At 44.4% G+C, this 13,458-nt stretch carries 13 protein-coding genes, 1 other RNA gene and 1 pseudogene; 8 read left to right on the top strand and 7 right to left on the bottom strand.

Annotated features, from left to right (window positions below):
• Positions 1-234 precede the first annotated feature (234 nt).
• The gene (locus QTN95_RS12690; protein ID WP_138971742.1) at positions 235-732 is read right to left on the bottom strand and encodes a GNAT family N-acetyltransferase; all 498 of its coding nucleotides are present in this window, start codon (positions 730-732) and stop codon (positions 235-237) included.
• 103 nt (positions 733-835) lie between these two features.
• Between QTN95_RS12690 and QTN95_RS12685 the strand changes: the two are divergent.
• A pseudogene (locus tag QTN95_RS12685) lies at positions 836-1,189 on the top strand (IS110 family transposase); the annotation flags it as partial.
• Between the two features lie 150 nt (positions 1,190-1,339).
• On the opposite strand, the gene ssrA reads toward QTN95_RS12685, so the two are convergent.
• Together ssrA and smpB are read right to left on the bottom strand one after the other, a co-directional pair.
• Positions 1,340-1,706, bottom strand: a transfer-messenger RNA (tmRNA) gene (gene ssrA, locus QTN95_RS12680).
• 66 nt (positions 1,707-1,772) lie between these two features.
• Positions 1,773-2,258 (bottom strand): SsrA-binding protein SmpB, encoded by a 486-nt coding sequence (smpB, locus tag QTN95_RS12675; protein ID WP_269378159.1) that lies wholly within the window; start codon positions 2,256-2,258, stop codon positions 1,773-1,775.
• 118 nt (positions 2,259-2,376) lie between these two features.
• Between smpB and QTN95_RS12670 the strand changes: the two genes are divergently transcribed.
• Positions 2,377-2,820: an SRPBCC family protein gene (locus QTN95_RS12670; RefSeq protein ID WP_269378160.1), complete on the top strand. Its 444-nt coding sequence runs from the start codon at positions 2,377-2,379 to the stop codon at positions 2,818-2,820.
• Positions 2,810-3,163: an RnfH family protein gene (locus QTN95_RS12665; RefSeq protein WP_138971745.1), complete on the top strand. Its 354-nt coding sequence runs from the start codon at positions 2,810-2,812 to the stop codon at positions 3,161-3,163. Before QTN95_RS12670 ends, QTN95_RS12665 begins: the two co-directional genes overlap by 11 nt.
• A gap of 90 nt (positions 3,164-3,253) precedes the next feature.
• Here the strand turns inward: QTN95_RS12665 and bamE are convergent, their stop codons facing one another.
• From bamE to nadK, 3 genes are all read right to left on the bottom strand, one after another.
• The gene (gene bamE, locus QTN95_RS12660) at positions 3,254-3,613 is read right to left on the bottom strand and encodes an outer membrane protein assembly factor BamE (protein ID WP_138971746.1); all 360 of its coding nucleotides are present in this window, start codon (positions 3,611-3,613) and stop codon (positions 3,254-3,256) included.
• 175 nt (positions 3,614-3,788) lie between these two features.
• Positions 3,789-5,453, bottom strand: a complete 1,665-nt coding sequence (recN, locus tag QTN95_RS12655) for a DNA repair protein RecN (protein ID WP_269378162.1) — start codon at positions 5,451-5,453, stop codon at positions 3,789-3,791.
• 216 nt (positions 5,454-5,669) lie between these two features.
• Complete coding sequence (gene nadK, locus QTN95_RS12650) at positions 5,670-6,554, bottom strand: NAD(+) kinase (RefSeq protein WP_331417715.1); 885 nt, start codon at positions 6,552-6,554, stop codon at positions 5,670-5,672.
• Between the two features lie 144 nt (positions 6,555-6,698).
• On the opposite strand from nadK, the gene grpE reads away from it, so the two are divergent.
• From grpE to dnaJ, 4 genes are all read left to right on the top strand, one after another.
• Positions 6,699-7,298 carry a nucleotide exchange factor GrpE gene (grpE, locus tag QTN95_RS12645; protein ID WP_138971749.1) on the top strand — a complete coding sequence of 200 codons (600 nt, stop codon included), beginning with the start codon at positions 6,699-6,701 and terminating at the stop codon, positions 7,296-7,298.
• 286 nt (positions 7,299-7,584) lie between these two features.
• Positions 7,585-8,865, top strand: a complete 1,281-nt coding sequence (locus QTN95_RS12640; RefSeq protein ID WP_138971817.1) for a dicarboxylate/amino acid:cation symporter — start codon at positions 7,585-7,587, stop codon at positions 8,863-8,865.
• A gap of 258 nt (positions 8,866-9,123) precedes the next feature.
• Positions 9,124-11,034 (top strand): molecular chaperone DnaK, encoded by a 1,911-nt coding sequence (gene dnaK / locus QTN95_RS12635; protein ID WP_269378165.1) that lies wholly within the window; start codon positions 9,124-9,126, stop codon positions 11,032-11,034.
• Between the two features lie 196 nt (positions 11,035-11,230).
• Complete coding sequence (gene dnaJ, locus QTN95_RS12630) at positions 11,231-12,373, top strand: molecular chaperone DnaJ (protein WP_331417714.1); 1,143 nt, start codon at positions 11,231-11,233, stop codon at positions 12,371-12,373.
• 43 nt (positions 12,374-12,416) lie between these two features.
• On the opposite strand, the gene QTN95_RS12625 is transcribed toward dnaJ, so the two are convergent.
• Positions 12,417-12,839, bottom strand: a complete 423-nt coding sequence (locus tag QTN95_RS12625; protein WP_331417713.1) for a type IV pilin protein — start codon at positions 12,837-12,839, stop codon at positions 12,417-12,419.
• A 96-nt stretch (positions 12,840-12,935) separates the two neighbouring features.
• On the opposite strand from QTN95_RS12625, the gene QTN95_RS12620 reads away from it, so the two are divergent.
• Positions 12,936-13,457 (top strand): GspH/FimT family pseudopilin, encoded by a 522-nt coding sequence (locus QTN95_RS12620; RefSeq protein WP_138971818.1) that lies wholly within the window; start codon positions 12,936-12,938, stop codon positions 13,455-13,457.
• Position 13,458 lies beyond the last annotated feature (1 nt).

Genomic DNA, 13,458 nt, shown 5'->3' with positions numbered 1-13,458 from the left:
GCAATCTGTGTTCGAGACCGCCCTTCTTTAAAGTGTGCTAGAGCAAGTAAACGCATCTTCATTTGTATAGACTTCTGCTGACTAGCGAGTTTTTTAAAGTCGATGTTGTCGAGGCTATCCATGGCATTCTCGTGTAGAAATGACAGCCTTAATTAGACCATATTTTTACTTAGATTGGTATTATGTGGGATAACAATAGCGCCAAAAATTAACTATTGACTCCATAGTCTCTTGTTATGTGAACGTTTTCGACATTTGCACTAGTTCTTCGCCTACATGCTTTCCATCTGCCAACTTAATGACTCGATAGGGTGAAAAACCATTATTCTTTAAAACTCTCTGGGAAGCTACATTACGAACCAAACACCCACTATATAGCGTTTTCAACCCCATGCGCTTAGCCTCTTCTACGGCAAACCCTAAAGCTTTTGATGCTATACCTTCTCCTTGCAAATCGAGGCGAACCCAATAGTCAAAATTAGCCTTAGACTCATGTAAGCTCAGAGCATTCATAGCTATGACACCCGCAAACTCTTTACCTAACTCGATCACAAAAATTCTAGCGCGATTTTCCGAAATCAAACTCTGGACATGGTTAAACCATATCTCTGCACCATTTTCAGGATATGGGGATGGAATATTGCTCATATCACTTAAAGATGGTTCAGATATATATTTTTGAACGTCTGAAATATCCTTTTGTTCTACGTCCCGAATATTAACACTTTCCATACAGAGTTCTCCCTAAGTCACATAACGAATGATATGGACTCCCTCTCCCTGAAACTCCGCGTGCCATACTGACTCAGTACACGCTGAAGAACTGGAGGTTATCATGTCCAACATTCAAACTATTGGCATTGATCTCGCCAAGAATGTGTTCAGTATTCACGGCGTTGATGCATATGGCAAGTGCATCCTACGAAAAACTGTCAAAAGAAACAAACTCTTAGACACATTCGCCAATCTACCACCCTGTATCATTGGTATGGAAGCATGCTCTGGTGCACACTATTGGGCAAGAGAGCTACGTAAGCTCGGACATAATCCTAAGATAATGGCATCCAAGTTCGTTATTCCATATCGACAAAATGAGAAGAACGATGCTAATGACGCAGAGGCCATTTGCGAAGCTGTATCCAGACCCCAAACACGATTTGTCTCTATAAAAAGTGAAGAGCAACAAGCAAAATAACAAGGACAGGCACCATAAAGAATATTGACCAGCAAGTCGTTGCCCTATATTTAGTACCAATTTTTAGTACAAGCAGCTTAGATATTGATTGTTAAAATACAAAAAGGGCGATAACTCAAAGAGTTATCGCCCTTTCCAAACGTTTGGTGGAGCTGGCGGGAGTTGAACCCGCGTCCAAAAACCATTCATCATTGGTACTACATGCTTAGTCGATCTTTAAATTCACCAAGTACCTGCGAACCGACACGCCAGTAAGTGACTATCCTGAATTATAATTCGCCGTTCATCTCTCAGGCGGGAGAATCCGGGCTAGCGCGTTTGGGTTTGATCCCTCGTTGGTCCCCGTCTTACGTGCGGAAGCTAGGGCGAGAGAGCTCTGAGCAGGGTATTAAGCTGCTAGTGCGTAGTTTTCGTCGTTTGCGACTATTTTTTTGCGGCTTTTAACGTGGCCAACCGCCCCACGGCATGCACCTCAGACTGCAAAATTCCTGTCGAATCCTAAATCAGCCCCAAGTGTTCTTCGCATAGTACCAGAAAAGTGTTACCTGTCTAGACTTGTGCGTTTAAGTGCTCAATATTAGCGCAGTGAGCTCTTCATTACGCGCGCTTTTTCGCGTGCCCAATCTTTTTCTTTAAGATCATCACGTTTGTCGTGCAGTTTCTTACCTTTGGCGACACCAATCTTCATCTTGACCCAAGAACGTGACCAATAGAGTGATAGTGCAGCCAGAGTCATACCTTCACGGTTAATACGACCCATTAGGTTGTCGAGTTCACGACGACTAAGCAGCAGTTTACGAACGCGGGTAGGGTTAGCCACCACGTGAGTAGACGCTTGGTTTAACGGAGTAATAGTCATGCCACTAACAAAGGCTTCACCATCGCGCATAAACACGTAGCTTTCTGCGATGTTAGTTTTGCCCTGACGAAGTGACTTAACTTCCCAGCCTTGAAGCTCCATACCTGCTTCTATTTCATCATCGATAAAATATTCGTGACGAGCTTTCTTGTTGACAGCGATGGTATTGCTACCCGCTTTTTGTTTGGATTTTTTCTTTACCATAGTGGGTGCATTATACGGCTAGGATTTGACTTAGGAAATCCCTTTATTTGCGCTTAGTGCAAATAAAAGTAAAATTGCACCATGCTTGAGGTTCAGGCGGATGTTATGAGGAGTCAATATGAAGCAAGTCAGCCGTTCTGCGTTGGTATCATTTAGTGCAGAACAGATGTTCGATCTGGTGAATGATGTGGCGAGTTACCCAGAATTTTTGCCAGGGTGCTCGGGTTCACGTGTGATTGAATCGAGCTCAGACGCGATGGTCGCTTCTGTTGATGTTGCAAAAGCAGGGATTAGTAAAACGTTCACGACTTCTAATGAGTTAGTTAAGGGTGAGGCTATCATCATGAATTTGGTTGATGGGCCATTTAAAACGCTGAAAGGCGGCTGGTTTTTTACCCCTTTAGATGAAAAAGCGTGCAAAGTTGAATTGAAGCTGGAATTTGAGTTTTCAAGCAAGATGATTGAAATGGCCTTTGGTAAGGTGTTTAACGAGCTGACCAATAATATGGTTAATGCATTTACCAAGCGCGCAAAACAGGTTTATGTAGCTTATGAGTATTGAGTCAGACATGATTCATGTTGAGGTGGTATACGCACTGCCTCATGAACAGCGTATATTTACGCTGGTGGTTAAAGGAGCGATGACAGTTGAAGAGATCATCGCACAGTCTGGTGTACTTGAGTTGTACCCAGAAATCGACTTAAGCAAGAACAAGGTCGGGGTGTTTAGTCGCAACGTTAAGTTGGATTCAACTGTTCAGGATAAAGATCGTATTGAGATTTATCGCCCGCTACTCGCTGATCCAAAAGAGATTCGTCGCAAAAGAGCTGAACAGGCGAAAGCGGCTGGAAGTGCTGACCCTGTTACTGGCGGTAAGAAAAATCCGCTCAGGAAAGAGGCTTAAGGAAAACGAGCTTCGTTCTCAAACGACTCCCTCAAAAACAAAAAGGGTTGGCACTGACTGCCAACCCTTCTGAAATCTTCCAGCTTTTTGCTAGTTGATGCTTTCGAAGAAGTCTGAGCTCGCAGGGAAGTCACCAGCAACGTCAACCAACTGACCGTTGTCATTGAAATTGACGATGAGATTTTTTTGTACTGAGTCGTTATGGCCTTCGGTGTGGTGGTAGATGTAATACCATGTATCTGGGTAGCCGTTCTCGACTAGCATTGGTGAACCCATAACGTAGCGTACTTGTTCTTTGGTCATACCAAACTTCAACTGTTCGACTGCACTTTGCTCAACATAGTTGCCTTGGTTGATATCAATACGGTATACCAGCTTTTCGAGAAGGGAGCAGCCTGTCAGCATTGTCATAGCGAGTGGTACAGCGATAAGCCACTTTTTAAATTGCATACTTAAAATTCTTGTAACAGATAAAATTTAAACTCAGCCGATAATAAACAAGCTAAGCGCCAAAGTAAAAAGCTGTGAGCATTTTGAATTGTTTCAGACCATGATTTTTGAATTTGGTTGCAAACTAGAGCCAAAATTTATCAAAAAAGATAAATCTGGCTCTTTAGAGGAGGGGTTATGCAGCGATCAAGAGTTCTTTGGCATTGGCGAGTGTAGAGTCAGTGATTTCACTTCCTCCAAGTAGTCGAGCTAGTTCGGTCACGCGTTGTTCATCATCTAGGCGGCGCATTTGAGTTTCTGTTTTACCTGCTTTGGTTTGTTTAGCCACAAATAGCTGCTGATGACCACAACCTGCCACTTGCGGTAAGTGGGTAACGCATAGTACTTGGGTTGATTCCCCCAATTTACGCAGCATTTTACCAACTACCGCGGCGGTTGGTCCGCTGATGCCAACGTCTACTTCATCAAATATAAGACTTGGTGTATCCACCTTCTGTGCGGTGATGACCTGAATAGCCAAAGAAATTCGTGACAGTTCGCCACCTGAAGCAACTTTGGCGATAGGTTGCATTGGCTGACCTGGGTTTGTTGATACAACAAAACAAACACTGTCCATCCCCAGTGGCGATGGGTGAGTTCCTTCGCTGCTGACTTCAATCTGGAACTGGGCTTTTTCCATGCTAAGTTCATGCATGCTAGCTGTGATCAGTTTGTTTAGCTCTTTGGCATAGCGGTTACGCGATTTATTTAACTTCTCTGAAGAGGTTAAAAATGACTGGTATTTATCGCTAACTTCTTGCTCAAGCTCTTCAAGACGCTCATCAGAACAATCTAATGCTTCAATCTGCGCGAGCAGGTCTTGATGGTGAGCGAACAGTTCTTCGGGCAATACATGATGTTTGCGAGCCATCGACATAACTTTAGAAAAACGTTCTTCAACGTAAGCCATACGTGCAGGGTCGACATCAATACAATCGAGGTAGTTTCGCAGCTCACTGTTCGCTTCTTCTAGCTGAATTATCGCTTCTGCAATCATATTTGGCAGCTCAGCCAGTTTTTCGTCCAGTTCCGCTAGTTGGATTAGGGAGTGATTGGCTGATTGCAAAATACCAAGCGCGTTAACTTCTTCACCTTCGTAAATAAGCTCGATAGCTTGCTGACAGGTTGAGGCAAGCTCGCCGCTGTTGGATAGGCGTTTGTGTTCTTGTTCGAGTTGTTCATATTCATCCTCGCCAAGAGAGAGTTCGTTTAGCTCTTTGATTTGGTATTCCAAGAGCTGTTTTTGCGCTAGGTTAGTAGCGCTGTTCTCTTTTAGTTGTTTGAGATTGTTGTCGGCTTGTCGCCATGCTTGGTAGGCATTGCGTGTGCTTTTCAGCAGCGCAGTGTGACCTGCATACTGATCAAGCATTGCCATCTGATACTCGCTCTTCATCAATTGATGGTGTGCATGTTGACCATGGATGTTGATCAATAACTGGCCCAAAGATTTGAGTTGCGAAAGAGGAACTGGGCTGCCATTGATGAACGCACGTGAACGACCTTCTTTACTGATAATACGGCGTAAAATGCAGTCGCTACCGTCGAGAAGATCATTGTCTTCCAACCAGCGAGTTGCGTTGATATTGTTCTCTAGGGAGAAAGCAGCACTGACTTCTGTTTTCTCTTCTCCCTGACGTACCATGCCGGCTTCAGCGCGCCCCCCTAAACATAACCCGAGAGCATCTATCGCGATGGACTTACCTGCGCCCGTTTCGCCAGTGATGGTTGTCATTCCTTTGGATAGCTCTAGCTGTAGAGACTTAACAATTGCGAAATTATTAACACTTAGATGAGCCAGCATTTTGTGTACCTGTTTAAATGAACAATACTGTATAAGAAAACAGTATATACTGTTTCTTTATACAGTAAAGATGCTGGTGAAAATTTTTGTGAGCAAGCGCGAACTTCGCTGCCGGATATCTAGAAAGAATTTGTTTCGTAGGAGATGCAATACATCCTCCCTGCTAAACAAAAAAGGGCTGACGCGCTACGCCAACCCTCCAATATTGCTAGTTATTTAAAATAATCTGCTCGACCATCCCAGCTTGTTTCGTAACACATGATAGTAGCTATAGTCTTTTGGATGGATGAGTTTGAGAATATTGGGGCTTTGATAGATGTGTACTTCATCGCCAGGAGAGACTGGAAGTGAAACCTGACCATCACAGCCGACTTCTTGGGTTCCGCGGTTATCTGGCGCCACAACCAATTTGATTCGGCGGTTTCCGTCAACCACTAGTGGTCGGCTTGATAGTGTATGTGGGAACATCGGAACGAGTGAAATAGCATTCAAGCTTGGAGATAAGATTGGACCACCACCGGATAGAGAATAGGCCGTTGAACCGGTAGGGGTTGATACGATCAGACCATCAGCTCGAAGTGAGAAGGCAAAGCTATCATCAATGTAGACTTCAAACTCAATCATATGTGCCACTTGGCCGGGGTGGAGTACGGCTTCATTCAGTGCTGCGTTGTGGCTTTTTACTTGCCCGTGGCGATGGACTTCTGCTTCGAGTAAGAATCGTTGCTCTTCAATAATCTCACCAGCAAGCACTTTCTTTAGCGCCGCCTGGAAATCCTCTGGGTTGAGGTCGGTTAGGAAGCCGAGATTACCGCGGTTTACTCCGATCACTGAGATATCGAATCGTGATAGTACTCGTGCGGCGCCGAGCATGTTTCCGTCACCACCGACGACAATGGCAAGGTCGGCAATGCGGCCAAGTTGTATCAGACTGGCGAAGTCATCCTTAGGAATATCGTCGAGAATCTCGCAAAGACGGTCATCGATATACACCTTATAACCTTCAGCTTGAAGCCAGGTATAGAGCTCTTTATGCGTTGCTATTGCTTGCTGATCTCTGGGTTTACCAATGATGGCGATCACTTCAAAAGGTTTTTTCATAGGTTTTCCGCACCAAATAGGCTTGATTCGACAATCTTCATCCCCATAATAATGGCAAGTTAGCAATTTATGCGAGTTTTTGTGTATTCCGATACGATAAACGTGAAGTGTTGGGTACCAATAAATATGAAGTCTGGAGATATCATGAGCAACGAAGAAAACAAGATCAAAGATGAAGAACTACAACAGCAAGCAGAGCTAGAAGCGGAAGTTGTAGGCACTGACGCTGATATCGAGTGGAACGAAGAGGAAACAGAACTAGACGAGCAAGAGGCAAAGATCGCTCAACTAGAAGCTGCGTTGCTTTCGAGTGAAGCTAAAGTTAAAGAGCAGCAAGATAGCGTTCTTCGTGCTAAAGCTGAAGTTGAAAACATGCGTCGTCGCACTGAAACTGAGATCGATAAGGCTCGTAAGTACGCACTAAACAAGTTCGCGGAAGAGTTACTCCCTGTTATCGATAACCTAGAGCGTGCGATTCAAGCCGCAGATACTGAAAATGAAGTGATTAAACCACTTCTTGAAGGTGTTGAGCTGACGCATAAAACGTTTGTCGATACCGTTTCTAAGTTTGGTTTGAAAGAGATCAATCCTGAAGGCGAAACGTTCAACCCAGAATTGCATCAAGCGATGTCGATTCAAGAAAGTCCAGATCATGAATCAAACACAGTCATGTTTGTAATGCAGAAAGGTTATGAACTGAACGGTCGTGTAGTGCGCCCTGCAATGGTAATGGTTGCTAAGTAAATTCTGACCTGTAGAACGACTTTTGTATCAAAAGAGAGGCTTAGCCTCTCTTTTTTTATGGTTAAAACCGGATTTCATACTGCCACACAAGGTGTTGATTTAGTGAATTATCCTTAGATAAAAGTGTAACCGAAAATTAATTTCTGATTAGAAACTTGTAACATTATCGTAAACAAAGGCTTTATTTTGTAACTTCAGTGTGTATTATGTGCGAACTCCACCATGAAACGTGGCGGAATAATCTATAAAAACATAATTAATAAACACAACATTCTGGAGATGGATGATGGATAAATCGCTTTCAAGCAAGATTTTTGTAGGCTTGTTTGCTGGTCTTCTGATCGGTACGGCAATCCAGTACTTATTTAGTGGAATTGCTATTTTTGATACTTACCTTCTTGGTGCCGCTGAAGGCGCTGGTGGTATGTTTGTATCGTTGATCAAACTACTTGTAGTGCCTTTAGTATATGTATCAATCGTATGTGGTATTGTCGATCTAAAAGACATCACCGCATTTGGTCGTCTTGGTGGTAAAACTTTTGCTCTTTACATTATCAACACCATTATCGCGATCGCAGCAGCTCTGACCGTTGGTATGATTTTCCAACCAGGTGCTGATGCCAACCTAGCTGGTACTATCTCAGAGAGCGTTAAGCTAACGACAACTGAAACACCAGATATTTTCTCTCTAGTCGTCAACATTGTACCAAGCAACCCTGTACAGGCTTTTGCTAACGGTGACATGCTACAAATCATCTTCATGGCGATTCTGACTGGACTTGCTATTCAAGCGCTTGATTCACGCGGTGGCCCTGCTATCCGTACCTTCAAGATGGCTAATGAAATTATGATGAAGCTTGTTGGTCTCGTCATGAGCCTAGCACCATACGGTGTATTCGCTCTGATGATTCAACTAGGCGCGACTCTAGACGCAAACACGCTTATGTCTGTTGCGGGCTATGTAGCACTCGTTGTAACAATGCTAGTATTCTGGATTTTCATCTTCTACCCAATGGCGGTAGGCATTGCAACGGGGACGTCTCCAAAGGCATTCCTACGTGCGACGCGTGAGCAGGTTCTGTTCTCACTATCAACAGCAAGCTCTAACGCAACGATTCCAGTAACAATGCGCACCCTAACTGAGAAACTAAACGTTTCTAAATCGGTTGCAGGTTTTGGTGTACCACTAGGTGCAACGATGAACATGTCTGGTGTGTCTATTTACATCGCATTGGCAACTATCTTCGTCGCTAACGCATTTGGTCAGCCTATCAATACAGCAGATGTGTTTACTCTAGGTCTAACTATCCTGCTTCTATCGATTGGTGCGGGTGGTGTACCAGGTGGCGGTGTTGTTATGGTTGGTGTTCTACTTCACCAACTAGGTCTTCCACCAGAAGGTCTAGCAATTATCGCAGCGGTTGACCGTATCAACGATATGTTCTGTACCTCTTCAAACGTAGTAGGTGACACAGCGGTGAACACCATTGTTGCAACAAGCGAAGGCGAAATCGGTAAAGATGAAGTAGAAGCAGAAGTGAAACCAGCTCAAGCAAACAACGCGTAATCTTAATTGATGAAAGTAGAGCGAGGCCAAGTGCCTCGCTTTTTTATATTTCATTCTTGCTCCTGCTCATTTATCTAATCTTTTTCTATTTTTTTTTGTTTTGTCCCTTGAAAAGAGATTTGGCGCCCTTATCTATTGGGCATAAGAGAAGCAAACATAATTATTTTTGTTTGTGAGCAAGGGTTGAAACCCGATTCTCGATCCCCCACATAGGGGATATAGCAAAACGAAAATAGAAATTTATTCGGAGATAGCCTGATGGGTAAAATCATTGGTATTGACTTAGGTACTACAAACTCATGTGTTGCTGTACTAGACGGCGACAAACCACGCGTAATTGAAAACGCAGAGGGTGAGCGTACCACAGCGTCAGTAATTGCATACACAGATGGTGAGACGCTAGTAGGTCAACCTGCGAAACGTCAAGCAGTTACTAACCCAGAAAACACGCTATTTGCAATCAAGCGTTTGATCGGTCGTCGTTTTGAAGACGAAGAAGTACAACGTGACATCGAAATCATGCCATACAAAATTGTTAAGGCTGACAACGGTGATGCTTGGGTAGAAGCGAAAGGCCAAAAAATGGCAGCTCCTCAAGTTTCTGCTGAAGTACTTAAGAAAATGAAGAAAACGGCTGAAGACTTCCTAGGTGAGGAAGTAACTGGCGCAGTTATCACAGTACCTGCTTACTTTAACGATGCTCAGCGTCAAGCAACTAAAGATGCTGGCCGTATCGCAGGTCTAGAAGTTAAACGTATCATCAACGAACCAACAGCAGCAGCTCTAGCTTACGGTCTAGACAAGTCTGGCGGCGACCGCACTATCGCGGTATACGACCTTGGTGGTGGTACTTTCGATATCTCTATCATTGAGATTGATGAAGTTGAAGGCGAGAAAACATTCGAAGTTCTAGCAACTAACGGTGACACACACCTAGGTGGTGAAGACTTTGATAACCGCATGATTAACTACCTAGTGGATGAGTTCAAGAAAGAGCAAGGTATCGATCTTAAGAAAGATCCTCTAGCAATGCAGCGTGTTAAAGAAGCGGCAGAAAAAGCGAAAATTGAGCTTTCTTCTACGACTCAAACTGACGTAAACCTACCTTACGTTACTGCGGATGCGACTGGTCCTAAGCACATGAACGTTAAAGTGACTCGTGCGAAACTAGAATCTCTAGTTGAAGACTTAGTACAACGCTCACTTGAGCCGCTAAAAGTTGCTCTAGCAGATGCTGACCTATCGGTTAACGATATCACTGACGTTATCCTAGTTGGTGGTCAGACTCGTATGCCTATGGTTCAAGCTAAGGTTGCTGAGTTCTTTGGTAAAGAAGCGCGTCGTGACGTTAACCCAGACGAAGCAGTAGCAATGGGTGCTGCTGTTCAGGGTGGTGTACTTGCTGGTGAAGTGAAAGACGTACTTCTACTAGACGTTACTCCTCTGTCTCTAGGTATTGAGACTATGGGCGGCGTAATGACTAAACTCGTTGAGAAGAACACGACTATCCCAACTAAAGCGAACCAAGTTTTCTCTACAGCAGAAGACAACCAGAACGCGGTAACTATTCACGTGCTTCAAGGTGAGCGTAAGCAAGCAATGTACAACAAGTCTCTAGGTCAATTTAACCTAGAAGGCATTCAGCCTGCGCCACGTGGCATGCCACAAATTGAAGTAACTTTCGACCTAGATGCGGATGGTATCCTTCACGTATCAGCGAAAGATAAGCAGACTGGTAAAGAACAGAAGATCACTATCCAAGCTTCTGGCGGTCTGAGCGATGAAGAAATCGAGAAAATGGTTCAAGAAGCAGAAGCTAACAAAGAAGCGGACAAGAAGTTCGAAGAACTAGCAAGTGCTCGTAACCAAGCTGACCAAATGATTCACGGTACTCGTAAGCAAGTAGAAGAAGCGGGTGACGCTCTACCAGCTGAAGAGAAAGAGAAGATTGAAGCAGCGATCTCTGAACTAGAAGACGCTCGTAAAGGCGAAGACAAAGAAGCGATTGATGCTAAAGTACAAGCGCTTATGGCTGCGGCTCAGAAGCTAATGGAAATTGCTCAACAGCAAGCACAAGCTCAACAAGCAGGTGACGCTGGTGAACAGTCTAAGCAAGATGACGACGTAGTTGACGCAGAGTTCGAAGAAGTGAAAGAAGACAAGAAGTAATTCTTGAATCTGATTTAACTTGAATATGATGCGGGCGTTTGAGGAAACTCATACGCCCGTATGTTTGTAAATTATGTCCATCTAACTAAAAGTGTCTTTTTAGCGCGAAGTCGTTAAAATTCAGAGCCATTAGTTAGATCGATATAACACCAAGCGGTGTTGACCGTTTGCAGTAATAAATTTGGTGACGAGAAACATGTCAAAACGTGATTTTTACGAAGTATTAGGCGTAAGCCGCGATGCATCAGAGCGTGATATTAAAAAGGCGTACAAGCGCCTAGCAATGAAGTTCCACCCGGATCGCAATCAGGGTGATGAGAGCGCCGCAGATAAGTTTAAAGAAGTAAAAGAAGCGTATGAAATCCTGCTCGATCCACAAAAGAAAGCAGCTTACGACCAGTATGGTCATGCGGCCTTTGAACAAGGTGGTATGGGCGGTAGCGGCTTTGGTGGCGGCGGCGCAGATTTCGGTGACATCTTTGGTGACGTATTTGGCGATATCTTTGGTGGTGGTCGTCGTGGCGGTGGTCAGCAACGTGCGCAGCGTGGTGCAGATCTACGCTACAACATGGAGTTGTCGCTAGAAGAAGCGGTTCGTGGTGTCTCGAAAGAAATTGATGTACCTACACTTGTTCACTGTGACTCTTGTGAAGGTAGCGGTGCTAAGAAAGGCACTTCTGCTGAGACATGTGGCACTTGTCATGGTCATGGTCAAGTTCAGATGCGTCAGGGTTTCTTCGCGGTTCAACAAACCTGTCCTACCTGTCATGGTAAAGGTAAGATCATCAAAGACCCATGTAACGTATGTCATGGTCAAGGTCGCAAACAGAAAACCAAAACTCTTAATGTTAAGATTCCTGCAGGCGTGGACACAGGTGATCGCATCCGCTTGTCTGGTGAGGGTGAAGCTGGAGAAATGGGTGCACCAGCCGGTGATCTATACGTTCAGGTTCACGTGAAAGAGCACCATATCTTCGAACGTGACGGCAACAACTTGTACTGTGAAGTTCCTGTTAGCTTTGCTATGGCAGCGCTAGGCGGAGAGGTTGAAGTCCCTACACTGGATGGTCGTGTTAATTTGAAAGTACCGTCAGAAACTCAAACCGGTCGTATGTTCCGTATGCGTGGTAAAGGTGTTAAGGGTGTTCGCGGTGGCGGTATTGGTGATCTTATCGTTAAGCTTGTCGTGGAAACGCCAGTTAACCTAAGTTCTCGTCAAAAAGAGCTGCTTAAAGAGTTTGAAGAATCATGTGGTGGTGAAGCTGCGACAAAGCACAAGCCTAAGTCTGAAGGCTTCTTCAACGGAGTGAAAAAGTTCTTTGATGACCTAACCAGCTAATGGTTTTATTCAACTGTAAAAGCCTGCCTACGCGCAGGCTTTTTTATTGCCAGCATTTTATCGGGCTGTACTCTCCAGCCTGATTTAGGCTGAGGGATTGGTACCTTTCTCCACCGCACTCGTCGCTCGTCTGAGAGTGAGTTGGGTGGGCTTTTATGGTGTAGCGGTTTTCTGTCGCTGATATCGAAAAAGAAAACTGACGGGCATTGGTTTTACACCAAGCGCAGTAGCCATCTGGCAGCACATTTTCGGCTGCCAATGCGTAACTTCCCCGATACTGACGCTCCAGTTCGAGCTGAATTTTCGCCAAGTCGCTAATGGCTGCAGCGCGATGTGCCTTGAGAATTTGGCTCTGATAGTTTGGATAGAGAATCGAGGCAAAAATGGTTACCAGCATGACGACGACTAATAACTCGATCAATGTCATACCCTTTGGTCTAATGTTGCTCGTTTTTGAATACGTCATTTGAATCTGCTTCTAGTCTTATTATTTGTTTATTTTCATAATCTTATTGACTGTTAAGGTCACTTCAAGAATGGTTGTGCATAGACATTGATTTACATGATGAAGTGGAAAACGTCTCTCGGCTTTACTCTGATTGAGCTACTCATTTGGCTGATTTTAATGGCCTTACTCATGTCAGCAGCAATTCCGAGTATGTTGCAGATGAGTCATGCTCTTCAGATGAAGCGTGTGGCGAATGAGCTAAAGGGGTTTATGATGCAGAGCCGTTCTGAGGCGATCGCAAGGAATCAAGATCTCTGGGTTCACATTACTGACCTCGGTTCTGAACAGCAAGCGGGGTTATGGCGAATAACCTTGACGGATTCACAGGTTGTCGACAGTGGGGAAACCATACTCTTAATTGACGGTCGCACGTTTGCTTCGATAAAACTGAGTTGGAATTACACTAGAGACAGAATCCGATTTTATGGGGTACGCGGTCGAGTCGAGAACGGCAGTTTTGAATTCTATGTCGAGGGGGAAAGCGATCATAAGTTGCGGCTAAAGAGTTCATTTTTTGCCAATAGGGTGGTGGTTTGCGCTGAAGGAGCCGAGCGTTTTGGTTATGCGGCATGTTAGC

This window comes from Vibrio sp. M260112 (assembly GCF_036533775.1).
Taxonomy (GTDB): domain Bacteria; phylum Pseudomonadota; class Gammaproteobacteria; order Enterobacterales; family Vibrionaceae; genus Vibrio.
Note: the sequence above shows the minus strand (reverse complement) of the source record. Positions and strands in the feature narration are given on the sequence as shown.

Coding starts and splice junctions, on each gene's coding strand:
- nadK (WP_331417715.1), bottom strand. CDS start 6,554: ATGAAAAAACCTTTTGAAGTGATCGCCATCATTGGTAAACCCAGAGAT.
- bamE (WP_138971746.1), bottom strand. CDS start 3,613: ATGCAATTTAAAAAGTGGCTTATCGCTGTACCACTCGCTATGACAATG.
- QTN95_RS12640 (WP_138971817.1), top strand. CDS start 7,585: ATGGATAAATCGCTTTCAAGCAAGATTTTTGTAGGCTTGTTTGCTGGT.
- QTN95_RS12690 (WP_138971742.1), bottom strand. CDS start 732: ATGGAAAGTGTTAATATTCGGGACGTAGAACAAAAGGATATTTCAGAC.
- dnaK (WP_269378165.1), top strand. CDS start 9,124: ATGGGTAAAATCATTGGTATTGACTTAGGTACTACAAACTCATGTGTT.
- recN (WP_269378162.1), bottom strand. CDS start 5,453: ATGCTGGCTCATCTAAGTGTTAATAATTTCGCAATTGTTAAGTCTCTA.
- QTN95_RS12665 (WP_138971745.1), top strand. CDS start 2,810: ATGAGTATTGAGTCAGACATGATTCATGTTGAGGTGGTATACGCACTG.
- smpB (WP_269378159.1), bottom strand. CDS start 2,258: ATGGTAAAGAAAAAATCCAAACAAAAAGCGGGTAGCAATACCATCGCT.
- grpE (WP_138971749.1), top strand. CDS start 6,699: ATGAGCAACGAAGAAAACAAGATCAAAGATGAAGAACTACAACAGCAA.
- QTN95_RS12670 (WP_269378160.1), top strand. CDS start 2,377: ATGAAGCAAGTCAGCCGTTCTGCGTTGGTATCATTTAGTGCAGAACAG.
- dnaJ (WP_331417714.1), top strand. CDS start 11,231: ATGTCAAAACGTGATTTTTACGAAGTATTAGGCGTAAGCCGCGATGCA.
- QTN95_RS12625 (WP_331417713.1), bottom strand. CDS start 12,839: ATGACGTATTCAAAAACGAGCAACATTAGACCAAAGGGTATGACATTG.
- QTN95_RS12620 (WP_138971818.1), top strand. CDS start 12,936: ATGATGAAGTGGAAAACGTCTCTCGGCTTTACTCTGATTGAGCTACTC.